The organism is Streptomyces sp. Sge12, assembly GCF_002080455.1.
Taxonomy (GTDB): domain Bacteria; phylum Actinomycetota; class Actinomycetes; order Streptomycetales; family Streptomycetaceae; genus Streptomyces.
In genome coordinates this window covers 5,226,033-5,250,072 of record NZ_CP020555.1, presented here as the reverse complement: position 1 = coordinate 5,250,072, position 24,040 = coordinate 5,226,033, and the positions used below count along the sequence as shown (strand labels likewise).

At 71.4% G+C, this 24,040-nt stretch carries 18 protein-coding genes; 1 reads left to right on the top strand and 17 read right to left on the bottom strand.

Features of this window, described 5'->3' with window-relative positions:
* Positions 1-14: 14 nt before the first annotated feature.
* From B6R96_RS23450 to folC, 17 genes are all read right to left on the bottom strand, one after another.
* Positions 15-1,631, bottom strand: a complete 1,617-nt coding sequence (locus B6R96_RS23450; protein ID WP_081523560.1) for a glycosyltransferase family 2 protein — start codon at positions 1,629-1,631, stop codon at positions 15-17.
* A 70-nt stretch (positions 1,632-1,701) separates the two neighbouring features.
* Positions 1,702-3,147: a GTPase ObgE gene (obgE, locus tag B6R96_RS23445; RefSeq protein ID WP_030384675.1), complete on the bottom strand. Its 1,446-nt coding sequence runs from the start codon at positions 3,145-3,147 to the stop codon at positions 1,702-1,704.
* Positions 3,148-3,324: 177 nt separating this feature from the next.
* Positions 3,325-3,579 (bottom strand): 50S ribosomal protein L27, encoded by a 255-nt coding sequence (rpmA, locus tag B6R96_RS23440; RefSeq protein WP_030384676.1) that lies wholly within the window; start codon positions 3,577-3,579, stop codon positions 3,325-3,327.
* 13 nt (positions 3,580-3,592) lie between these two features.
* On the bottom strand, positions 3,593-3,913 hold the full coding sequence (gene rplU / locus B6R96_RS23435; RefSeq protein WP_030384677.1) for a 50S ribosomal protein L21: 321 nt from the start codon (positions 3,911-3,913) through the stop codon (positions 3,593-3,595).
* Between the two features lie 282 nt (positions 3,914-4,195).
* Positions 4,196-8,224, bottom strand: a complete 4,029-nt coding sequence (locus B6R96_RS23430) for an Rne/Rng family ribonuclease (RefSeq protein WP_081523559.1) — start codon at positions 8,222-8,224, stop codon at positions 4,196-4,198.
* A gap of 235 nt (positions 8,225-8,459) precedes the next feature.
* On the bottom strand, positions 8,460-9,239 hold the full coding sequence (locus tag B6R96_RS23425; RefSeq protein WP_081525215.1) for a TIGR03936 family radical SAM-associated protein: 780 nt from the start codon (positions 9,237-9,239) through the stop codon (positions 8,460-8,462).
* Positions 9,240-9,366: 127 nt separating this feature from the next.
* On the bottom strand, positions 9,367-10,170 hold the full coding sequence (locus B6R96_RS23420; RefSeq protein WP_081523558.1) for a hypothetical protein: 804 nt from the start codon (positions 10,168-10,170) through the stop codon (positions 9,367-9,369).
* A gap of 77 nt (positions 10,171-10,247) precedes the next feature.
* Entirely contained in the window at positions 10,248-12,173 is a 1,926-nt protein-coding gene (locus B6R96_RS23415) for a TIGR03960 family B12-binding radical SAM protein (protein ID WP_184791952.1), read from the bottom strand.
* Between the two features lie 72 nt (positions 12,174-12,245).
* Positions 12,246-13,766 (bottom strand): CYTH and CHAD domain-containing protein, encoded by a 1,521-nt coding sequence (locus B6R96_RS23410; RefSeq protein WP_081523557.1) that lies wholly within the window; start codon positions 13,764-13,766, stop codon positions 12,246-12,248.
* 49 nt (positions 13,767-13,815) lie between these two features.
* The gene (gene rodA / locus B6R96_RS23405; protein ID WP_030384683.1) at positions 13,816-15,015 is read right to left on the bottom strand and encodes a rod shape-determining protein RodA; all 1,200 of its coding nucleotides are present in this window, start codon (positions 15,013-15,015) and stop codon (positions 13,816-13,818) included.
* Positions 15,016-15,029: 14 nt separating this feature from the next.
* Positions 15,030-17,201, bottom strand: coding sequence for a penicillin-binding protein 2 (gene mrdA, locus B6R96_RS23400; RefSeq protein WP_081523556.1), 2,172 nt, complete (start codon positions 17,199-17,201; stop codon positions 15,030-15,032).
* A 13-nt stretch (positions 17,202-17,214) separates the two neighbouring features.
* Positions 17,215-17,922, bottom strand: coding sequence for a rod shape-determining protein MreD (mreD, locus tag B6R96_RS23395; protein WP_030384685.1), 708 nt, complete (start codon positions 17,920-17,922; stop codon positions 17,215-17,217).
* Positions 17,923-17,934: 12 nt separating this feature from the next.
* Positions 17,935-18,882, bottom strand: coding sequence for a rod shape-determining protein MreC (mreC, locus tag B6R96_RS23390; RefSeq protein ID WP_030384686.1), 948 nt, complete (start codon positions 18,880-18,882; stop codon positions 17,935-17,937).
* 133 nt (positions 18,883-19,015) lie between these two features.
* Positions 19,016-20,035 (bottom strand): rod shape-determining protein, encoded by a 1,020-nt coding sequence (locus B6R96_RS23385; RefSeq protein WP_008738981.1) that lies wholly within the window; start codon positions 20,033-20,035, stop codon positions 19,016-19,018.
* Between the two features lie 296 nt (positions 20,036-20,331).
* Entirely contained in the window at positions 20,332-20,742 is a 411-nt protein-coding gene (gene ndk, locus B6R96_RS23380; RefSeq protein WP_030384687.1) for a nucleoside-diphosphate kinase, read from the bottom strand.
* Between the two features lie 64 nt (positions 20,743-20,806).
* Positions 20,807-21,175 (bottom strand): DUF4233 domain-containing protein, encoded by a 369-nt coding sequence (locus B6R96_RS23375; RefSeq protein ID WP_030384688.1) that lies wholly within the window; start codon positions 21,173-21,175, stop codon positions 20,807-20,809.
* 3 nt (positions 21,176-21,178) lie between these two features.
* Positions 21,179-22,717, bottom strand: a complete 1,539-nt coding sequence (folC, locus tag B6R96_RS23370; protein ID WP_053704115.1) for a bifunctional tetrahydrofolate synthase/dihydrofolate synthase — start codon at positions 22,715-22,717, stop codon at positions 21,179-21,181.
* Positions 22,718-22,833: 116 nt separating this feature from the next.
* On the opposite strand from folC, the gene B6R96_RS23365 reads away from it, so the two are divergent.
* Entirely contained in the window at positions 22,834-23,883 is a 1,050-nt protein-coding gene (locus tag B6R96_RS23365) for a rod shape-determining protein (RefSeq protein ID WP_053171641.1), read from the top strand.
* Positions 23,884-24,040: the final 157 nt, after the last annotated feature.

The window sequence follows — 24,040 nt, the reverse complement described above, 5'->3', positions numbered from 1 at the left end:
GCCCCCGGGGGCCGTCAGCCCGCCCCGCGGCCCGCCCGGGCCCGGTGGAAGCGATTGCGTACGAGGTACAGCGCGCCCTCGGCACCGGGCGCGAGGCGCAGCGCGAGGGCGCCGGCCCCCGTCCGGTAGGGCTGCGCCAGCAGAACACCGTACCGGCTGCTGGGGAGCGCCCGACGGCGAAGCAGTCGGCCCTGGGGGCGCAGGGAGGTGAACACCGAGCTCCCGTCGGCGCACCGCACGCCCACCCCCACGTTCCACGCCTGCATCCTGCGCAGACCCTGGCGGCGGCCCGTGACGGCCAGATCGGCGAGGCGGAACGGCAGTACGGCCACCCAGCCGCCGCTGCGGTCGGGATGCAGCGGGACGGGCTGCGCGAGGACCGGGTCGCCGCCCGCACGGGGCAGGAAGCTCAGCTGGGCGGTGACCGGCCCGGCCTCGGCGAGCCGCCCGTACAGGTCGTGCACGCGGATCCGGACGGCGCCGCGGCCGGCCGGCTCGGCGTCGACGGTGACGGGCAGTTCGGCGACCGGCAGCGTGGGCAGGCCCACCAGCTCCACCGGGAGCTCCTCGCTCCACACGGGCGCGCCGGTGGGGCCGGTAGCGTACGGGGGCAGCAGCCGCGGCGGTTCGGCGGCCAGCCGGGTGAGCCGCTCCACGTCGGCGGGCGGGGTCTTCGTGGCGCGCAGCAGGGACACGATCCAGCGGGCGTGGGCCGCGGCGGACTCGATGTCGGCCTCGGGGAAGGTGTCGACGTACTCGCGGGTCAGGGTCCACCAGGCGGCCTGGTACTCGGGGTCGCGGCCGAGCTCGCGCAGGTACATGCGCAGGTCGTACTCCAGGAACTTCACCCGGCAGGCGCTGCCCAGCACCGGGGAGGCCTCTTCGAGGATCCCGGCGGCGGTGCGGTGGGCCTCGACGCGGGCGCGCCAGTTCCCGACGTCCTTGCGGTCCAGGGAGATCGACACCTGGGCGGCGCTGCGGCGCACGTGCCAGACGTAGACGAGGTCGCCGGTGACCGCGATGCGGGGGGCCGCGGCGAGTACGCGGGCGGTGAAGACGAAGTCCTCGTAGATGAAGCGGCCGTCGGGGAAGCGCAGGCCGTGCTCCTGGAGGAAGGAGCGCGCGTACAGCTTGTTGACGCAGAGGGTGTCGCGGACGAGATCGGGCCGGTCCACCGGCCGCTCGATGACATCGCCGGGCGTGTGGAGCCCGGGCATCCACGGGACGTCGTGGTGCTGGGGCAGCTCGCGCCGTACCGCCGCTCCGACGGTGACCGGGGCGCCGTGCTCCTCGGCGGTGCGCACCAGGGCGTCGGCCGCTCCCGGGGGCAGGACGTCGTCGCTGTCGAGGAAGAGGACGTAGCGGCCGGTCGCGGCGGCGATCCCGTCGTTGCGCGGGGTGCCGCACCCCCCGCTGTTCTCCGTCCGGTGCACCACCTTGAGGCGGGGGTGGACGGCGGCCAGTTCGTCCAGCACCCGGGCGGTGCCGTCGGACGAGGCGTCGTTCACCGCGATGACCTCGACGACCACCGGACCCTGGGCGAGGGCCGAGGAAACGGCCTCGCCCACGAGCCCGGCGTCGTTGTACGCGATGACCACGACGGAAACCGTGGGGGGGTTGCTGCTGTTCACCCGGAAGATCCTAGGCGACCGACGTAAAGGCGCCTTCAAACCTTCCGGGCACAAGTCCCTCGGAAGGGGCTCAGAACGGCCGGAATTCGTCGTACTCCTGCTGGGCGGAGTCGCCGCGCTTGGCGTCCTTCTCCTTGCGGCGCTGGGTGGCGGGGCGCGGAGCCTCCATGCGGTGGTCCTCGCCGCGGCGGCCCAGCATCTCGGCGCCGGCCATCATGGTCGGCTCCCAGTCGAAGACGACCGCGTTCTCGTCGGAGCCGATGGCGACGCCGTCACCGGCGCGGGCGCCGGCCTTCTTGAGGGCCTCCTCGACACCGAGGCGGTTGAGGCGGTCGGCCAGGTAGCCGACGGCCTCGTCGTTGTTGAAGTCGGTCTGGCGGACCCAGCGCTCCGGCTTCTCGCCGCGCACGTTGTAGACGTCCTCGACCTCGTCGTAGGTGACGGTGAAGCCGGCGTCGTCCACGGCCTTCGGGCGGATGACGATACGGGTCGCCTCCTCCTTCGGCTTGCGGGCGCGGGCCTTGGCGATGACCTCGGCGAGGAAGTAGGAGAGCTCCTTCAGACCGGTACGGGCGACCGCGGAGACCTCGAAGACCTTGTAGCCGCGGGCCTCCAGGTCCGGGCGGACCATGTCGGCGAGCTCCTGGCCGTCCGGGATGTCGACCTTGTTGAGGACGACGAGGCGCGGGCGCTTCTCCAGGCCGCCGCCGTAGAGCTTGAGCTCCTCCTCGATGACGTCGAGGTCGGCGATCGGGTCGCGGTCGGACTCCAGCGTGGCGGTGTCCAGGACGTGCACCAGGACCGAGCAGCGCTCGACGTGGCGCAGGAACTCCAGGCCCAGGCCACGGCCCTGGCTGGCGCCGGGGATCAGGCCCGGGACGTCGGCGATCGTGTAGACGGTCGAGCCGGCGGTGACGACGCCCAGGTTCGGGACGAGGGTGGTGAAGGGGTAGTCCGCGATCTTCGGCTTGGCCGAGGACAGCACCGAGATCAGCGAGGACTTGCCGGCGCTCGGGAAGCCGACCAGCGCCACGTCGGCGACGGTCTTGAGCTCCAGGACGATGTCGCCCGTGGTGCCGGGGACGCCGAGGAGCGCGAAGCCGGGGGCCTTGCGGCGGGCGGAGGAGAGCGCGGCGTTGCCGAGGCCGCCGCGGCCGCCCTCGGCGGCCACGTAGGTGGTGCCCTGGCCGACGAGGTCGGCGAGGACGTTGCCCTCCTTGTCGAGGACGACGGTGCCGTCCGGCACGGGCAGGACCAAGTCCTGGCCGTCCTTGCCGGAGCGGTTGCCGCCCTCGCCGGGCTTGCCGTTGGTGGCCTTGCGGTGGGGGCTGTGGTGGTAGTCGAGCAGGGTGGTGATCGCCTGCTCCACCACCAGGATGACGTCGCCGCCACGGCCGCCGTTGCCGCCGTCGGGGCCGCCGAGCGGCTTGAACTTCTCCCGGTGAACGGAGGCGCAGCCGTGGCCCCCGTTACCCGCGGCGACGTGCAGCTCGACGCGGTCCACGAAGGTGGTCATGGGTGTTCCTCCAGATACAGCGGGAATAGTCCGGAAAATCCGGTGGCAGGCCTTGCTGCCCATTAAACGTGTCTATGTGACAACGCGCCGAGGGCGGACCTCTCTTCCCGGCTTGCGCCGGGAAGAGCTGAGATCCGCCCTCGGGAAGTTACGAACGCTCGATCAGCCGAAGCTGGATCAGGCGGCCGGAACGATGTTGACGACCTTGCGGCCGCGGTGCGTGCCGAACTCGACCGAACCGGCCAGCAGCGCGAACAGCGTGTCGTCGCCACCGCGACCGACACCCGAGCCCGGGTGGAAGTGGGTGCCGCGCTGGCGGACGAGGATCTCACCAGCGGAAACGACCTGACCGCCGAAGCGCTTCACGCCGAGCCGCTGGGCATTGGAGTCGCGCCCGTTCCGAGTGGACGATGCGCCCTTCTTGTGTGCCATGTCTCAGTCCCTCTTACTTCGCAGCCGCGGGGATACCGGTGACCTTGATCGCCGTGTACTGCTGGCGGTGACCCTGGCGACGGCGGTAGCCGGTCTTGTTCTTGTAGCGCAGGATGTCGATCTTGGCGCCCTTGTGGTGGTCCACAATCTCGGCCGTGACCTTGATACCGGCCAGGACCCACGGGTCGCTGGTCACGGCTTCGCCGTCGACAACGAGCAGGGTCGAGAGCTCGACCGTGTCGCCAACCTTGGCAGTGGAAATCTTGTCAACCTCAACGATGTCGCCGACAGCAACCTTGTGCTGGCGACCACCGCTGCGCACGATGGCGTACACGCGGATCTCTCTCTCACTCGGGACGGATGCTCCTGAAGCCAGCCGCTCAGTCGGATCCCGTCGAGGACGGGCCCGCACCGATCCGGATTGGACGAGCGGCCTCTCTCGCACGACGCTTGCGCGTACGGAACGTGAGGAAGGTGCTCAGGAGCGCGGCGCGCGCTAAGACACGCCGACGGTCTAGGTTACGGGGCCGGTCCCGTAGGAGCAAACCGGGCCCCGCACGGCCGTGGGCCCCGCCGTTCGGCGGGGCCCACGGCCGCTGTGTCACTCAGCGGGCGATCAGGATTCGGTCGGAGCCGAGACGGAGGGCAGCGTCTGCTGCTCCGCCGCCGCGGTCTTCTTCGTCGTCCGCTTCGCCGCGGTCTTCTTGGTCGTGGCCGCCTTCTTGGCCACGGTCTTCTTGGCGGCCGCCGCCTTCTTGGCCGGGGCCTTCTTCGCGGCCGGCGCCTTCTTGGCCGCGGCCTTCCTGGCGGTCTTCTTGGCCGGGGCGGCCTCCTCGACCGGTGCGGCTTCCTCGGCCGGCGTCTCGACCTCGGTCACCGGGGCCTCCACGACCACCACGGCGGCCTCTGCCGAGCCGGCCGGGGAGCCGGCGGGCGCGGTGGCCTTGCGGGTGGCACGGCGGCGCGGACGGGCCGGAGCGGCCTCCACGACGGGGGCCTCCTCGACCTCGGCGACGGGCTCCGGCTCGACGACGGGCTCGGGCTCCGGCACGACGACCGGCTCCGGCTCCGGGGCCACCTCGGCCGCGGGCGCCGGGGCGCCCGCCGGGGCGGTGGCCTTGCGGGTCGCCCGGCGACGGGTGCGGCCCTTCGGCGCGGCGTCCTCGGTCACGGCCTCGGCCACGACCTCGGCGACGACCTCCGAGGCCTCCACGGCTTCGGCGACGACCTCGGCGGTCGGCTCCAGCACCGTGTCGGCGGCCTCGGTCACCGGCTCGGCCTCGACCACGGGGGCCGGGGCCTGCGGCGCGGCGGCCGCACCCCGCGGGGCACCCGCCGGAGCGGTGGCCTTGCGGGTGGCACGGCGCCGGTTGCGGCGGCCGCTGATGCCCGCGGCGGCCTCGGCCTCGGCCGGGCTGCTGTAGAGCTCCTCGTCCGCGACGAACTCCGGCTCGGGCAGGGCCCGCGGCGCGGCGGCCTCCGCGGCCACCTCGGCCTCGGATTCAAACCCCTCCGTCTCGACCGTCTCGACCTCGTGGTCGTGCTGGTCGAAGTCACCGCGGCCACCGCGGCGCTTGGAGCGCTTGCCGTTGCCACCGCCGCCGACCGCGGTCGGGGTCTCCATGTGGACGATGACGCCGCGGCCGTTGCAGTGGACGCAGGTCTCGGAGAAGGACTCCAGCAGGCCCTGGCCCACCCGCTTGCGGGTCATCTGGACCAGGCCCAGCGAGGTGACCTCGGCCACCTGGTGCTTCGTACGGTCGCGGCCCAGGCACTCCAGCATGCGCCGCAGGACCAGGTCGCGGTTGGACTCCAGGACCATGTCGATGAAGTCGATGACGACGATGCCGCCCAGGTCGCGCAGCCGCAGCTGGCGCACGATCTCCTCGGCCGCCTCCAGGTTGTTCCTGGTGACGGTCTCCTCGAGGTTGCCGCCCTGACCGGTGAACTTGCCGGTGTTGACGTCGATGACGATCATCGCCTCGGTCTTGTCGATCACAAGCGAGCCGCCCGAGGGCAGCCACACCTTGCGGTCGAGCGCCTTGGCGAGCTGCTCGTCGATCCGGTACGTCGCGAAGACGTCGACCTCGGAGGTCCAGCGGGACAGCCGGTCGGCCAGGTCCGGGGCCACGTGGTTGACGTAGCCGTGGATGGTCTCCCAGGCGCTGTCACCGCTCACGATGACCTTCGAGAAGTCCTCGTTGAAGATGTCGCGCACGACGCGGACGGTCATGTCCGGCTCGCCGTACAGCAGGCTCGGCGAAGAGGTCGAGATCTGCTTCGACTTCTTCTGGATGTCCTCCCACTGGGCCTGCAGACGCTCGACGTCGCGGCGCAGCTCGTCCTCGCTCGCGCCCTCGGCGGCGGTGCGCACGATGACGCCCGCGTCCTCGGGGACGATCTTCTTGAGGATGGTCTTCAGACGCGCGCGCTCGGTGTCGGGCAGCTTGCGGCTGATACCGGTCATCGAGCCCTCGGGCACGTAGACCAGGTAGCGGCCGGGCAGCGAGACCTGGCTGGTCAGGCGGGCGCCCTTGTGGCCGATCGGGTCCTTGGTGACCTGCACCAGGACCGACTGGCCGGACTTGAGGGCGGACTCGATGCGGCGCGGCCCGTTGGCCATGCCGAGCGCCTCGAAGTTGACCTCGCCGGCGTACAGGACGGCGTTGCGGCCCTTGCCGATGTCGATGAAGGCGGCCTCCATGGACGGCAGCACGTTCTGGACCTTGCCCAGGTAGACGTTGCCGACGTACGAGGTGGCTTCTTCCTTGTTGACGTAGTGCTCGACGAGCACGTTGTCCTCGAGGACGCCGATCTGGGTGCGCTCGCCGGCCTGGCGGACGACCATGACGCGCTCGACGGCCTCACGGCGGGCCAGGAACTCGGCCTCGGTGATGATCGGCACGCGGCGGCGGCCCTGCTCGCGACCCTCGCGGCGGCGCTGCTTCTTCGCCTCCAGGCGGGTCGAGCCCTTGATGGACTGGACCTCGTCGGCGCTCGTACCGGGCTCGGCCTTCTCGCGCGCCGGGCGCGGCTCGCGGACCTTGACGACGGTACGGACGCCGTCCTCGTCGCCCGCTTCGGCGGCCTCGGCAGGACCCTCGCCACTGCGGCGGCGGCGACGGCGGCGGCGGCGGCTGGAGCTGGAGCCGAGGGCCTCTTCGGCCTCCTCGTCCTCTTCCTCCTCGCCCTCCTGGTCGGCGGCGTCGCGCTCGGCGGTCTCGCTCTCCTCCTCGGCGGACTCGTCGAGGTCGGCGGCCTCACCGCGGCGGCGGCGACGGCCTCCGCGACGGCGGCGGCGCGACGGGCGCTCGCCCGACTCGTCGCCCTCGTCGAACTCCGCGGACTCCTCGTCGAGCTCGGCGGCCTCGGCCTCCGGCTGCTCCTCCGCGAGCACCTCGGGAAGGGAGACGGGAGCGGCCTCGGCGACCGGAGCGGCCTCGGCGGCGCCGCGGCCACGGCGACGGCGACGGCCGGCGGGCTGCGCGGCGGGGGCCGGGGCTGCCTCGGTCTCGGCGGTGAGCTCGGTGAGCTCCTCCTCCTCTTCGACCTCCTCGGCCGGGGCGGCGGCGCGGGCGGCCGCGGCGGCCATGGCGGCGGTCTCGGGGGTCTGGAACATCGGCTCGGCGAAGACCGGGGCCTGGAAGACGGCCACGGCGGGACGCGCGGCGCGGCGGGCGCGGGCCGGGGCGGCGGGCTCGGCGTTCTCGGCGGGCCGGTCGGCCGGCTGCGGGGCTGCGGCCGGCGCGGCGGAGCGGGTGGCGCGACGGCGGCCGCCGCGCTTCGGCGAGTCGACGGCGTCGGCGACGGTCACGGCGCGGGCGGCCCGGGGGGCCTCCTCGACGACCGGCGCGGCCTCGGCGGCGGCGGGCGCCTCCACGACGGCGGCGGCCTCGGCGGCCGGGGCGGTCACGGCGCGGGTGGCACGACGGCGGGCACGCGGAGCCGGAGCAGCCGCAGCCTCCTCGGCCACGACCGGCGCGGGCGCAGCCTCCACAGCGGGAGCCTCGACCACAGCAGCCGCCTCGGCAGCCGGAGCAGCAACAGCGCGGGTCGCACGGCGGCGGGCACGCGGAGCCGGAGCAGCCGCAGCCTCCTCCTCCACGACCGGCGCGGGCGCAGCCTCCACAGCGGGAGCCTCGACCACAGCAGCCGCCTCGGCAGCCGGAGCAGCAACAGCGCGGGTCGCACGACGGCGGGCACGCGGAGCCGGAGCAGCCGCAGCCTCCTCCTCCACGACCGGCGCGGGCGCGGCCTCGGCGGCGGGAGCCTCCGGGGCGGCGACGGCGCGCGTGGCGCGGCGACGGGCACGCGCGGCCGGAGCGGCCGGAGCCTCCTCGGCGACCGGCGCGGGCTCGGCTGCCGGGGTCTCGACGACGGCGGCCTCGGCGGCCGGGGTCACCGGAGCGGCCACGGCGCGGGTCGCGCGGCGGCGGGGACGGGCGGGGGCGGCGGCCGGAGCGGCCTCTTCGGCGGGGGCGGCCGCAGCGGCCTCCGTCACCGGGGTCGTCTCGGCGACGGCCCCACCGGGCGGACCCGCGGGCCGGGAGGCGGCACGGCGGCGGCGGCGCGGCGGCAGGTTGTCGCTGGGGCTGCCGCTGTCGGCGCTACCAGCAGGGGTGATGTCGTTTTCGTTGTTGAGCATTGCGGGCGGTTCTCCCGTCACGCTCCCGGGCGCCGCGGCTGACTTCCGGTCCGGCACGGCTCCGCGTAATGAGCGCGGAACCGGCCTCCGGGGCGCGTTCGCCACACGGGAGCTGTAGTCCATGGCCGCCGGTTCCGTACGTGTTGTCCGTACGGCCTGGCGGAAGTCTTCAGGTCAGTGCGCGGCCCGACCCAGGTGGCTCCCGAGTACCAGGGCTGCGCGACGACGACGATCCCTACGCGGCGGGACCTTCCGGCGCCTTCGCGTCGGCTGCTACGGCGGCCGTGGGTGGGGCGGCCGTGTCAGCCTCGCGGTCGGGCGCGAGCGGGTCGGTCACCGTGCCGGACTCCTCGTCGAAGAGCCCCTGCGCCAGCCTGATCACCGCAGAGGGGACCGGCGGCGCCAGGTCGGCCACAGCTCGGAGACCGGACAGGACGTCGTCGGGTCGCACGGCAGGTGTCAGATGCCGAACAACCAGGCGCAGTATCGCACAGGCATTGTCCAGCGGCCTATCAGCCGGGGCGGGAAGGGCTTCCAGGCTGACGACCGCGCCACGTGTGTCGAAGGTCCGCATGCCGTTCTTGGTCCGGCGCTGCACCTCCACGGTCTCGGCTGCGAGGAACGCCGTCACGGCCCGCTCGGCCTCCGCGGGCTCCACGCCGTCGAGGCGCAGCTCCCACACGGAGGCGGTCAGCCGGTCGGCGAGGCCCGAGGTGCGGGCCTCCACGGCGTCGATGATGTCGAGCCCGGTGGGCATCGACTCGTCGAGGAGCTCACGGAGCTTCTCGGGGTCGCGGGGCTCGGCGAGGGCGATCTCCAGGTACTCCGCCTCGCTGCCGGTCCCGGTCGGGGCGGCGTTCGCGTACGAGACGCGCGGGTGCGGGGTGAAGCCTGCCGAGTACGCCATGGGCACCTCGGCGCGGCGCAGGGCCCGCTCGAAGGCGCGCTGGAAGTCGCGGTGACTGGTGAACCGGAGGCGGCCGCGCTTGGTGTAGCGCAGTCGGATGCGCTGCACCACCGGTGCGGGAGGCGGGCCTTCGGGCTGTCGCTTGCCCAGTGGTTCTTCTCCTTGTGCGGGGCTCCGCGGCTCGCGCGTCGCCCTGAGCGTCTGTGGGGCCGGCGGGCGCCGCCCTGCCTCCGGCTCACCCCTGCCGTTCGTGGAGGGAGATCTCGGGAGCGGGCGTGTTGCCTGCGGCTGTCGTACTACCCAGAGTACGCGCCCGTGACCTCGCCGGTTCCACGGGAGGAGTACCGAACAGTGCGCGGCGGACCTCGGCACGGACCTGCCGGACCGTGTCGCGGACCGGCCGCCACACGGCGCGCACGAGATGTCCGGCCGGTGTCAGGACGTACCGGTACACCTGCGTGGCGGGCCACCCGATCAGTACGCGGCCGCTCCACTTCAGGGCCCGCCACAGCGCCCCGGTGATGATTCCGGCCACGTGCCAGGCCCATGCGAGGGCCTTGCCGAGCGGGGTGAGGACGTAGCGGTAGAGGGGCAGGAGCAGGTACCGGTGGGCCGCCTCGGCCAGCCTGATCAGGGCCCGACCGGTCGGAACGAGGACGTAGCGCCAGGTCAGCAGGGCCAGCGGGCGCAGGAGGTACACGTACAGCAGCCGCCCGGCCGGGGCGAGGAGGTGGAGGTACAGCCACGAGCCCACCGGCCGCAGGACGTAGCGCCACAGTCCGAGCCAGGGCCAGACGAAGAGGAGCTTGACCAGGGTGACCACCAGCCATCCCAGGGCGCGCAGCACCGGTTGCACCACATGGGTCAGCACGGGCGCGATCACGTGGCGGTACAGCAGGCGCCCGAGGGCGACGAGCAGGTCCCAGACCACCCGTACGGGCAGTACGACCAGCAGCGCCACGATCTTCACGGGGATCCGGAGGGCCCCGACCAGGCAGCCTTCACCTCCGGGGGTGGGCTGCGACGTCTTGGTGTTCATGAAGCCAAGGACACAGGAAGGGCCCCCGACCGTTGCAGTCGGGGGCCCTTCATCTGCGGTTCAGCGGAGGGAACCGGTCACTTCACGACCGAGAGCGGCAGCAGCTTCTTGCCGGTCGGCCCGATCTGGATCTCGGTCTGCATCTGCGGGCAGACGCCGCAGTCGAAGCAGGGGGTCCAGCGGCAGTCGTCGACCTCGGTCTCGTCGAGGGCGTCCTGCCAGTCCTCCCAGAGCCAGTCCTTGTCGAGACCGGAGTCCAGGTGGTCCCAGGGCAGGACCTCTTCGTAGGTGCGCTCGCGGGTCGTGTACCAGGCCACGTCCACGCCGTAGGCGGGCAGCGTCTTCTCGGCCGCCTCCATCCAGCGGTCGTAGCTGAAGTGCTCGCGCCAGCCGTCGAAGCGGCCGCCCGACTCGTACACGGCGCGGATGACGTCGCCGATGCGGCGGTCACCGCGCGAGAGGAGGCCCTCGACGATGCCCGGCTTGCCGTCGTGGTAGCGGAAGCCGATGGAGCGGCCGTACTTCTTGTCGCCGCGGATCTTGTCGCGGAGCTTGCCCAGGCGGGCGTCCGTCTCCTCGGCCGACAGCTGCGGGGCCCACTGGAAGGGGGTGTGCGGCTTGGGCACGAATCCGCCGATGGACACCGTGCAGCGGATGTCGTTCTGGCCGGAGACCTCGCGGCCCTTGGCGATGACGTTGACCGCCATGTCGCCGATCTGGAGGACGTCCTCGTCGGTCTCGGTGGGCAGGCCGCACATGAAGTACAGCTTCACCTGGCGCCAGCCGTTGCCGTAGGCCGTGGCGACGGTCCGGATCAGGTCCTCTTCCGAGACCATCTTGTTGATGACCTTGCGCATGCGCTCGGAGCCGCCCTCGGGGGCGAAGGTCAGGCCGGAGCGGCGCCCGTTGCGGGTCAGCTCGTTGGCCAGGTCCACGTTGAAGGCGTCCACGCGGGTCGACGGCAGGGACAGGCCCACCTTGTCGTCGGTGTAGCGGTCGGCGAGGCCCTTGGCGATGTCGGCGATCTCCGTGTGGTCCGCGGAGGACAGGGAGAGGAGACCGACCTCCTCGAAGCCGGTGGCCTTCAGGCCCTTCTCCACCATCTCGCCGATGCCGGTGATGCTTCGCTCCCGCACGGGGCGCGTGATCATGCCGGCCTGGCAGAAACGGCAGCCGCGGGTGCAGCCGCGGAAGATCTCCACGGACATGCGCTCGTGGACGGTCTCGGCGAGCGGGACCAGGGGCTGCTTGGGGTAGGGCCACTCGTCGAGGTCCATGACGGTGTGCTTGGACACGCGCCACGGCACGCCGGAGCGGTTGGGCACGACACGGCCGATGCGGCCGTCCGGCAGGTACTCGACGTCGTAGAAGCCCGGCACGTAGACGTTGCCGGTCTTCGCCAGGCGCAGCAGTACTTCCTCGCGCCCGCCCGGCCGCCCCTCGGCCTTCCAGGTGCGGATGATCTCGGTCATGTCGAGGACGGCCTGCTCGCCGTCGCCGATGACCGCGCAGTCGATGAACTCCGCGATCGGCTCGGGGTTGAAGGCCGCGTGGCCGCCCGCGAGGACGATCGGGTGGTCGACGGTGCGGTTGCGGGCCTCCAGCGGGATGCCGGCGAGGTCCAGCGCCGTGAGCATGTTGGTGTAGCCCAGCTCCGTGGAGAAGGACAGGCCGAACACGTCGAAGGCGGAGACCGGGCGGTGGCTGTCCACGGTGAACTGCGGCACCTTGTGCTCGCGCATCAGCTCTTCGAGGTCCGGCCACACGCTGTAGGTGCGCTCGGCGAGGACGCCCTCGCGTTCGTTGAGCACCTCGTACAGGATCATGACGCCCTGGTTGGGCAGCCCGACTTCGTACGCGTCCGGGTACATGAGCGCCCAGCGGACGTCGCAGCTCTCCCACTCCTTGACCGTGGAGTTGAGTTCACCGCCGACGTACTGGATGGGCTTCTGCACATGCGGAAGCAGGGCCTCAAGCTGAGGGAAGACCGACTCGGTCATCACGCGACTTTCGTGAAGCGGGCAGGGGGCAGCTCTCAAGCGTACCCCGAGGCTCAGCCGCCCCCACCCACATGATCATTCCAGTGCGGCCCGCAGTGCGGGGTCGGAGGCCTCCGACCAGATGTCCGGAAGTTCGCGTTCGCGCCGCTCGGCCAGGGATTCCTCGCGGGCGTGGAGAACACCCCAGGTGAAGGCGGATTCGCCCGCGGCCGTCGCCTGGGCGCCGAGGCCGCGCAGGGCCTCGCGGGCCACCACGCTGTCCTGGTGGTCGCCGAGCAGGTTCTGCACCGACTTCCCGGCCTTGGCCAGGTGCTTCGCCGGCTTGCCGAGGACGGGCTCGGCCGACTCGGCGGCGTAGCGCAGCCGCTTGGCCGCCTTGCGGGCATCGTGCAGGGCCAGGTCCCGTTCGTGGCCCGCGTCGAGGGAGAGCCCGGTGGCGACCCGGCCGGCGAGGCGTTCGTAGTCGCGGAGCACCGCCTTCGGCAGGACCTCCTGCGGCGGCCGGGCGGCGGCCTGCTTCAGCGGCGGGCTGTCCAGCAGGGCGTCGAGGGCGTCCAGCAGGGCCACGTAGCGGGCGCTGTCCAGCACGGCGAGCGCCCTGCGGCGCGATCCGGAGCGGCGGGCGGTGTTCCACACGCGCAGCCTGCTGCGGACCGGGCCGATCAGCAGGGTGCGGGGCAGTTCGCCGAGGTGGCCCTGGATCCGCTCCAGCAGTACTTCCTGGTCGCGGTCGACGCCGAGTTCGGCGGCGAGCCAGCGCAGCTCCTCGCCGATCGGGTCGGTGGCCGCCCGGTCGATCACCTTGCGGTAGGTCTTGAAGGCGCTGCGCAGCCTGCGGCTCGCGACGCGCATCTGGTGGACGGAGTCCGGCAGGGCGCGCCGCACGGCCGGGTCCTGGGCGACGAGGGCGTCACGCTGTTCGCGCAGGTACGCCAGCACGTGCGCGCCCGCCGTGCCCTCGGGGCCGCCGCCCACGTGCCGGGCCGGGGGCTCGGCGTCGGTCTCGGCGAGGGCCCGGGCGAGCTTCGAGGGGGCGTCGGAGACCTTGAGCCCGGCCTTGCGGAAGGCCTTCTCGACGGCGTCGAGCAGTTCGGGGTCGACCCCGTCGGCCAGTTCCACCTCGACCTCGGTCCAGGCGGCGGTGGTGTCGCCGCGCTCGGCCAGGACCTCGTCGGTGCTCAGTTCCGCGAGCAGGGCCCCCTCGGCGTCGAGCAGGTGGCTGACGCGGCGTGAGGAGACCAGCCTGACCTGCGGACGGAGTCCGGCGCCGCGTACCCGGGAGCGGACGAGGGCGGCGAGGGAGGGCGGGACGGTGTCGCTGAGCGATGCCCCGATCTCGTCGCGCACGCCCGGGGAGACGGGCAGTTTGAGGTGCCAGCCCTCGTCCGCGCCGCCCGTTCTGCGCCGGAGGGTGAGACCGTCGGCGGCGAGCCGCTGGTCGGGGGTGTCGTAGTACACGGCGTCGAGGTCGACGGTGCCCTGGTCGGAGACGGCCGCGATGGCGGCCGTGCCCGTCAGGTCCGGCACCCCGCGCCGGGCAGATTTGGCCTTGGAGAACTCGAATTTTCGCTCGATTTCGCGCTTGGTGTCCGCCATAGACCGAACTTAGTCCTGAACGGATCACGTCGGCAGGGTGAACGGCACATCAGGCTGACAATGGCCGTTGCACCTTGATCGACTGGAGCAGGCCGATCGCCACCCACACCGCGAACATGGACGAGCCTCCGTAGGAGACGAACGGCAGTGGGAGCCCGGCCACCGGCATGATGCCGAGGGTCATGCCGATGTTCTCGAAGGACTGGAAGGCGAACCAGGCGATGATCCCGGCGCACACGATCGTCCCGTACAGCTCGGTGGTCTCCCGGGCGATCACGCAGGACCGCCACAGGATGATGCCGAGCAGCAGGAGGATCAGCCCGGCCCCGACGAAGCCCAGCTCCTCCCCCGCCACCGTGAAGACGAAGTCGGTCTGCTGCTCAGGCACGAACTGGCCGGTGGTCTGCGAGCCCTTGAAGAGCCCGGACCCGGTCAGCCCGCCGGAGCCGATCGCGATGCGCGCCTGGTTGGTGTTGTAGCCGACGCCGGCCGGGTCGAGCTCGGGGTTGGCGAAGGCCGCGAAGCGGTTGATCTGGTACTCGTCGAGGACGCCGAGCTGCCAGATCAGGATGGCGCCGCCGGCGCCCGCCCCCATCAGGCCCAGCACCCAGCGGTTGGAGGCACCGGAGGCCAGCAGCACGCCGAGCACGATGACGATCATGACCATTACGGAGCCGAGGTCGGGCATCAGCATGACGATGCCCATCGGGGCGGCCGCCAGGCAGAGCGCCTTGACGACCGTGCGGTGGTCCGGGTGGGCGAGGTCGCCCGCGTCCACCCGGGTGGCCAGCAGCATCGCCATCACCAGGATGATCGTGATCTTCACGAACTCGGACGGCTGGAGGGAGAACCCGCCGCCGATGACGATCCACGCGTGGGCGCCGTTGATGGTCGCGCCGAGCGGGGTCAGCACGGCCAGGATCAGCAGCAGGGAGAGCCCGTAGAGGATCGGCACCGCACCGCGCAGGGTGCGGTGGCCGAGCCAGATGGTGCCGATCATCAGGACGAGGCCGATGCCGGTGTTCAGGGCGTGCCGGGCCAGGAAGTAGTACGGGTCCCCCTGGTTCAGCGAGGTCCTGTTGCGGGTCGCCGACCACACCAGCAGGGCACCGAGGAAGGACAGGGCGAGCGCGGAGAGGAGGATCGGCCAGTCGAGCCGGCGCACCACGGAGTCGCGGGCGGTGAGCCTGGCCATCGCCCCGCGCTCGGGCGCGTACCGGGAGACGGAGAACTTGTTGGCGGTGGGCATGTCGTATTCGGTCCTCAGTCGTGCCGTGTCGGGGGTGGCCCGGCGAGCGCCGGCGGTTCCAGTTGCTCCGGGGACGGCGGTACGTACGGCCGGATCTCGGGGGAGTCGATGGAACCGTCCGGGTTGATCCTGGGCAGTCCGGCCTCCGGGCCCGGCAGCAGGGCCCCCTTCGGGCTCGGCTTCCCGTCCATGGTCAGACCGTAGATGGCGTTGTAGAGGTTGCGTACGGCGGGGCCGGAGGCCCCGGAGCCGGTGCCACCCTGAGAGATCGTCATGACGATCGTGAAGTCCTTGGTGTAGGTCGCCAGCCAGGACGTGGTCTGCTTGCCGTAGACCTGTGCGGTACCGGTCTTGGCGTGCATCGGGATCTTGTCCATCGGCCAGCCGCCGAACCGCCAGGCGGCGGTGCCGCCGGGCTCGACGACCGAGCGCAGGCCCTTGTCGAGGTCGCCGATGGTCTTGGCGTTGATCGGCAGCCTGCCGTGGGACTGGGGCTTGATCATCTCGATGTGCTTGCCGTCGGGGCTGATCACGGCCTTGCCCACGGTGGGGTTGTAGAGGGTGCCCCCGTTGCTGATGGCGGAGTAGGCGGTGGCCATCTGGATGGGGGTGACCAGCACGTCGCCCTGGCCGATGGCGAAGTTGATGCTGTCGTACGCCTTCAGCTGGTTGCCCTCGAGGCAGCTCTCGTAGGCGATCTGCTCGACGTAGGTGCCGCCCCGCTTGCCCTGCTTGCACCAGGCGTTCTTGTTGGCCTTCCAGAAGTTCTGCTTCCACTTCCGGTCGGGGATGCGGCCGGTGACCTCGTTGGGCAGGTCGATCCCGGTCTCGGAGCCGAGTCCGAACTCCCGGGCGGTCCGGTAGAACCAGTCGTGCGCGTCCTTCTTGGGGCTGAGGCCGCCGTCGCGCTGCCACTCCTTGTGGCCCAGGGCGTAGAAGACGGTGTTGCAGGAGAACTTGAGGGCGTCCCCGAGGGTGATGGGGCCGTGCCCCTTGGACTCGAAGTTCGCGAAGCTCCGGCCGCCGAGGCTGTAGGAGCTGCTGCAGTTGTACTTGTCGTCGAACTTGTAGCCGGCCCGGACGGCCGCGCTCGCGGAGACCACCTTGAAGATGGAGCCCGCGGGGGCCATGCCCTGGATGCCCCGGTTGAGCAGCGGATAGTTGGAGCTCTTGCTGGTGAGCCGGGCGTAGTCCTTGCCGGAGATGCCGCCGACCCAGGCGTTGGGGTCGTAGTCGGGCTGGGAGGCCATCGCGACGATGCGGCCGGTCTTGGCCTCCATGACGACGACGGCGCCCGAGTCGGCCTCGTACTTGCGGCCGGTGATGTTGTCGGTCTCGTTGCGGACGACCTTCATCGCGTCCTGGAGCTCGTACTCGGCGACGGCCTGGACCCGGGCGTCGATGCTGGTGACGAGGGTGGATCCGGCGATGCCCGGGTCGGACTTGGTCTGGCCCATGACCCGGCCGAGGTTGTCGACCTCGTACGAGGTGACCTCCGCCTTGCCGCGCAACTGCCGGTCGTAGGTGCGCTCGATCCCGGAGCGGCCGACCTGGTCGGACCGCAGGTGCGGCGAATCGGTGTCCTTGGCCTTCTGGATCTCTTCGTCGGTGACCGGCGAGAGGTAGCCGAGCACCTGCGAGGTGCGGGCCCCGCCGGGGGCCGGGTAGCGGCGGACGGCGGTGGGCTCCGCGGTGATGCCGGGGAACTCCTCCGGGCGTTCGCGCAGCTGCAGGGCCTGCTGGGTGGTGGCTTCGAGGGTGACCGGGATCGGCTGGTACGGGGAACCGTTCCAGCAGGGCTTGGGGGTCTGCGAGTCGCAGAGCCGGACCTTGTCCATGACCTCTTTGGGGTTCATGTCCAGGACGTCGGCGAGGCGGGTCATGACGCCCTTGCCCTTGTCCTTCATCTTCATCAGCGCGGTGCGGCTGGCGGAGACGACGAGGCGGGTCTCGTTGTCGGCGAGCGGGACCCCGCGGGCGTCGAGGATCGAGCCGCGCACGGCGGGCTGGACGACCCGCTGGACGTGATTGCTCTTCGCCTCGTGGTAGTACTCGGCGCCGTTGCGGATCTGGAGGAACCAGAGCCGGCCGCCGAGGGTGATCAGCATCGAGAAGACGAGGACCTGCATGATGACGAGCCTGATGTGCACCCGGGAGGTGCGGCCCGTCTCCGGGACGTTGGTCACGTCTGCTCCTCCCTCACAGCTTCTTGACGCTCTTCACACCCTTGGCCGGCTTGATGCCCTTTATGCGGACCGCCTTGTTGGCGCGGGACCGCGCGGTCTTCAGGCGCAGGCCGCCGCGCTGGCTGCCGATGCGCAGGCCCGTACCGCCGGCCAGCCAGCCGGCGGACACGTCGGCCGCCTTGTTGGCGGGGCCGCCGCCGGCCTCGACGGCCATCGGGTCGTTCTCGGCGCGCCGGGCGAGGGCCATGATGAACGGCACGGTGAACGGCGCGAGCAGCAGGTCGTAGAGGGTCGCGGTGAACAGCAGCCCGGTCAGGCCGACGTGCCGGGCCGCGGTGTCGCCGACGAGGGCGCCCACCCCCGCGTAGAGCAGGGTGGAGCCGATGGCGGCGGCGACGACGGTGAGCATCGGGCCCCAGGCGGAACGGAACCGGCCGCCGTCGGGGCGGACCAGGCCGACGACGTAGCCGATGACGCACAGGACGAGCGCGTACCGTCCGGCGGCGTGGTCGGCGGGCGGGGCCAGGTCGGCGAGCAGACCGGCGGCGAACCCGATGAGCGCACCGCTGACGTGCCCGTACACGAGTGCGAGCGAGACGACGGTGAGCAGCAGCAGGTCGGGCACCGCGCCGGGCAGTTGGAGCCGGCCCAGGACGGTGACCTGGATGACGAGGGCGACCACGATCAGGGTCGCCGAGAGCAGGATCCTGTTGAAGCGCATGGCGAACTGTCCCTACTCGTCGGCCGGCTTGCCGGGCACACTGGCGGACCCGGACGGGGTGACCGTGACGGTGACCGTCGGGGTGGGCTTGGGGGCCTCGGGCTTGGGCGGCAGGACCGCGTCACGGGGGTCCTCGCGCGGCGGCATCACCACGACGCCGACGATGTCCAGGCGCGAGAACCCGACGAACGGACGCACCCAGACGGTGCGGGTCAGGTCGCCGCGGGAGGGGTCGACCTTGACCACCTCACCGATCGGCACCCCGGGCACGAACGGCTTGTTGCCGCGCGAGCCGAAGGTGACGAGCCGGTCGCCGGGGCTGACCTTGGCCTTGCCGTTGAGCATCTGGACGGAGAGGGCGCGGTCGCCCTGACCGGTGGCGAAGCCCAGTTCACCGGTCTTCTCCAGGCGGGTGCCGACGGTGAAGTCGGGGTCGTTGGCGAGGACGACGGTGGCGGTGTCGGGGCCGACCGTGCTGACGCGGCCGACGAGCCCGTCGCCGTTGAGGACGGTCATGTCGCGCTCGATGCCGTCCTTGCTGCCGGCGTCGATGGTGACGGTCCAGGAAAAGCCCTGGGCCGCTCCTATCGCGATGACCTCGGCGCCCTTGATGCCGTACTGCCCGGCGCCGGCCCGCTTGAGCATCTCGTCGAGCTCGTGGATGCGGCTGCGGGTCTGGTCCTCGCTGCCCAGCTTGGCCTTCAGCGCCGCGTTCTCGCGCTCCAGCGTGGCGATGCGGTTGTGGCGCTCACCGGAGTCCCGTACCGCCCCTATGGCGTTGGCGACCGGATCGACCGCGGTCGCCACACCTTCCTCGACCGGGCCGAAGACCGCTGCCGCGGCCTGCCGGGCACCGTCGACCGGCGACTCCTCGCCTGCCCTGATGTCCACCGTGATCAACGCGAACGCGATGGCGATCAGAAGCACCAGGAGCAGCCGGCTTTCTCGTGTGTCCCTCACGTGCGGCGGCCGTGCCTTCCTCGTCGGAATTCTCTTTTGCCTGTATATCAACGATCCGCCGCACGGGCCCGGTAGCACCCGTACGGCGGATCCTTGTGTTCCGCATGGCTCCTCCGGCAGGGAGGAGCGTCTGTCAGCGACGGGGCTGGGCGTCCAGGACCTGCTGGAGGGCCTCGAACTCCTCGACGCACTTGCCGGAGCCGAGCGCGACGGAGTCGAGCGGATCCTCCGCGATGTGGATCGGCATGCCGGTCTCCCGGCGCAGCCGCTCGTCGAGGCCGCGGAGCAGGGCGCCGCCGCCGGTCAGGACGATGCCGCGGTCCATGATGTCGCCGGACAGCTCCGGCGGGCACTTGTCGAGCGTGGTCTTGACCGCGTCGACGATGGCGTTGACCGGCTCCTCGATGGCCTTGCGCACCTCGGCGGCCGAGATGACGACCGTCTTGGGCAGGCCGGAGACCAGGTCGCGACCGCGGATCTCGGTGTGCTCGTCCTTGTCGAGGTCGTACGCCGACCCGATGGTGATCTTGATCTGCTCGGCCGTGCGCTCACCGAGGAGGAGCGAGTACTCCTTCTTGATGTGCTGGATGATCGCGTTGTCGAGCTCGTCACCGGCCACCCGGATGGACTGTGCCGTGACGATTCCGCCGAGGGAGATGACGGCGACCTCGGTGGTGCCGCCGCCGATGTCCACGACCATGTTGCCAGTGGCCTCGTGGACGGGCAGGCCCGAGCCGATGGCGGCGGCCATGGGCTCTTCGATGATGTGCACCTGGCGGGCGCCGGCCTGCGTGGACGCCTCGATGACGGCGCGCCGCTCGACTCCGGTGATGCCGGAGGGAACGCAGACCACCACGCGCGGGCGGGCCAGGTAGCGGCGCTTGTGGATCTTGAGGATGAAGTACCGGAGCATACGCTCGGTGATCTCGAAGTCGGCGATCACGCCGTCCTTGAGGGGCCGTACGGCGACGATGTTGCCGGGCGTGCGCCCGATCATCTTCTTCGCCTCCGAGCCGACCGCCAGGATGCCACCGGTGTTCGTGTTGATGGCGACCACGGACGGCTCGTTCAGGACGATCCCCCGGCCCCTCACGTACACCAGCGTGTTGGCGGTCCCGAGGTCGATCGCCATGTCACGGCCGATGAACGACATTTTGTTCCCCTTGTTCCCCATGAGGAGCGTCTGGCCTTCCAGTTGATAGCGGCTGCTGTCAGGTCGGCGAGGTGGGTGTGTGGGTGGAGGCCCCATCGTAGTGCCGCAAGTACGAAGACCGCGCGACGGGACTCCGGCAATCCCGCCGGAATGGATACCCGCCCCCTCAGTGGTGACGACGTGTCCTGCCCAGGCGTTCCCGCTCCGGCCCGGAAATACCGGAGGGCGACCGAAATTACTTCGGTCGCCCCAGGTCATGAGCGCTATTCGGCTGATGTTGCGTCAGGAAAGAGTGCTCAGAGCGCCGGGAAGAACAGCTTCAGCTCACGCTCGGCGGACTCCTGCGAGTCCGAGGCGTGGATCAGGTTCTCACGCGTGATCGTGCCGAAATCACCCCGGATGGAGCCGGGTGCCGCGGCAATCGGGTCAGTGGGTCCGGCCAGCTGGCGGACACCCTCGATGACGCGCTCCCCTTCGACCACCAGGGCGACCACGGGACCGCTCGACATGAAGCCCATGAGGGGCTCGTAGAACGGCTTGCCCTTGTGCTCGCCGTAGTGCGCCTCCAGGGTCTCCTGGTCCAGCGTACGCAGCTCCAGTGCGGGGATCGTCCAGCCGGCCTTCCGCTCGATGCGGCCGATGATCTCGCCGACCAGACCGCGACGGACGGCGTCGGGCTTGAGCAGGACGAGGGTGCGCTGGGTCATGTTGCGGCTCCTTGCGGCAAACGGGTGCGGTAGGGCGAATCTACAGGGCCGATCCGGGGACCCGTCACACAGCGTCAGGCGCCGCGGGTGCCCCCTGCGCCTCCTGGGCGGCCGCCCAGCGCGCCTTGATCGTGTCGATCTTGCGTCCGTAGTGCACGGAGCACCACCACAGTCCGGCGAACACCGCGCCGAGGAAGAACATCGTCGGCACGACGAACCCGCTCAGGATCAGACCGATCTGCAGGGCCCAGCCCAGCTGGACCGCACCGGGACGCGACAGCATCCCGCACAGCAGCACCGAGAGCAGCATGGTGACCCCGCACACCGTCCAGACCGCGGCCTGGGTCAGGTCGGGGTCCTTCATCGCCACCAGACCCGCGAAGCCGATCACGAAGAACTCACCGATCAGCGTGCTCGCACACAGCGTGCGCATCCCTCAGCCCCTCTTCAGCAGCAGGCGGGCCTCGCCCACCGTGATCACGGAACCGGTCACCAGGACCCCGGCCCCTCCGTACTCGGCCTCTTCCTCCGCCAGGGTGATCGCCGCCTCCAGGGCGTCGTCCAGCCGCGGCTCCACCTGCACCCGGTCCGCGCCGAAGACCTCGACCGCGACGGCCGCCAGCTCGTCCGCACCCATCGCCCGGTGGCTGGAGTTCTCCGTCAGCACCACCTCGGCGAAGATCGGCTCGAAGGCCTCCAGCACGCCGCGGACGTCCTTGCCCTCGCTGGCGGCGACGACCCCGATCAGCCGGCTGAAGCCGAAGGACTCGGTGACCGCCTCCGCGGTGGCCGCGGCGCCCGCCGGGTTGTGGGCCGCGTCCAGGACCACGGTCGGGCTGCGCCGGACGACCTCCATGCGGCCGGGCGAGGCCACCGAGGCGAAGGCCTTCCGCACGGTCTCCACGTCCAGGACCCGGGCGTGCTCCTGGCCGATGCCGAAGAAGGCCTCGACGGCGGCCAGGGCGACCGCCGCGTTGTGGGCCATGTGCGCGCCGTACAGCGGCAGGAAGATGTCGTCGTACTCGCCGCCCACGCCGCGCAGCGTCAGCTGCTGGCCGCCGACCGCGACCTCGCGGGCGACGACGCCGAACTCCATGCCCTCGCGGGCCACGGTCGCGTCCACCTCGACGGCCTTCTTCAGCAGCACCTGCGCCGCGTCCACCGGCTGCTGGGCCAGGATCACGGTGGCGTCCTGCTTGATGATGCCGCCCTTCTCCACGGCGATCTCACCGGGCGTGGAGCCGAGCCGGTCGGTGTGGTCCAGGCTGATCGGGGTGACCACGGCGACGGACGCGTCGATGACGTTGGTCGCGTCCCAGCTGCCGCCCATGCCCACCTCGACCACGGCCACGTCCACCGGGGCGTCCGCGAAGGCCGCGTAGGCCATTCCGGTGAGCACCTCGAAGAACGACAGCCGGAACTCCTCGGCGGCGTCGACCATCTCCACGTACGGCTTGATGTCGTGGTACGTCTCGACGAACCGCTCGGCGGTGATCGGCGCCCCGTCGAGGCTGATCCGCTCGGTGATCGACTGCACGTGCGGGCTGGTGTAGCGGCCCGTGCGCAGCTCGAAGGCGTTCAGCAGGGCCTCGATCATGCGGGCCGTGCTCGTCTTGCCGTTGGTGCCGGTGATGTGGATGGACGGGTACGCGCGCTGCGGCTCGCCCAGGACGTCCATCAGCGCCGCGATCCGCGACACCGAGGGCTCCAGCTTGGTCTCGCCCCACCGGGTGGCGAGCTCCTGCTCCACCTCCAGCAGCGCCTTGGCGACCTCCGGGTCGACGGGCCGGGCGGGTACCGGGTCGCCCTGGGGCGGTCCGGCCTGAGCGCGCAGGGTGCGGCTACCGGCCTCGATCACCGCCAGGTCGGGGTCGCGGTCGGACTCTTCCGCCACGATCTGGTCGAACTCGTCGAAGGTGCCGGCGAGGTCGTCGTTGTCGTCGCGGTCGTGGCTCTCGGGCTGCTGGTCACTCACAGGGCCAGTCTACGGACGGGGACCCGGGGGACTTTCGGCCCGGCCGTTTCGGGACCTTCGGCGGCCGGAGCGACCGGATCGTTATGCAAGCCTTGCGGCAGGAGATAGGGGAATAAATGCCGCAGGCCAGCAGCAAAAAGACAGCATCCAGCCGCGACATAGGGATCGACCTGGGCACCGCGAACACCCTCGTCTACGCACGGGGGCACGGAATCGTCCTCAATGAGCCGTCCGTGGTCGCCGTGAAGTCGGGCACCACCACCGCCCTGGCCGTCGGCACGGACGCCAAGGAGACCATCGGCCGCACCCCGGGCTCCATCACCGCGATCCGCCCGCTCAAGGGCGGTGTGATCTGCGACTACGAGGCCGCCGAGGAGATGATCCGGCACTTCGTCCGCAAGGCGGTCCCCGGCCGGCGCACCCGCACCCGGATGGTGATCTGCGTGCCCTCCGGCGTCACCCCGGTCGAACGGCGGGCCATCGTCCAGGCGTCCACCCGGGCCGGCGCCCGCGCCGTGCACCTCATCGAGGAGCCGATGGCCGCGGCGATCGGCGCCGGGCTGCCCGTGGCCGAACCCCGCGGCTCCATGGTCGTGGACATCGGCGGCGGCACCTCCGAGGTCGCCGTGATCTCCCTGGGCGGCATCGTCACGTCCCAGTCGCTGCGGGTGGGCGGGGACCGGCTCGACGCGGCGGTCATGGAGTACGTACGCAAGGAACACGGGATGCTCATCGGCGAGCGCACCGCCGAGGACGTCAAGCTGGCCATCGGCTCGGCCTGGCCGGTGCCGGACCGGCCGGAGCTGGAGACCCGCTCCTTCACCGTGCGCGGCCGCGAGAAGGTCGGCGGCATGCCCAGGACGCTCCGGCTGACCGCCCCCGACGTCCGGGCCGCACTCGACGAACCGATCGAGTCGATCATCGCGGCCGTGCGCACCACCCTGGAGGAGTGCCCGCCGGAGCTGTCCGGCGACGTGATGGAGCACGGCATCGTGCTGACCGGCGGGGGCGCGCTGCTGCCCGGACTGGACCTGCGGATGGCCTCGGCGACCGGCATCCCGGTCTTCGTCGCGGACGACCCGCTCGACTGTGTGGCGCTGGGCTCCGGCCGGTGCGTGGAGGAACTGGACACCCTGGGCAGCCTGCTGGCCCCGGCGAAGGTCTAGGCCGTCTCTTTCGGATCTTGTCGGATCAGCCCGGGTCGTCCGGTGCGGTACATCGCAAGGCGGAGGGGCGCCCGTGTACTGGACGTACTCGGGCGCCCCGACAACGCGGCGAGGTGCCGTGCCGGGCGGGCCGGGCCCGACAAGATCCGGAAGAGAC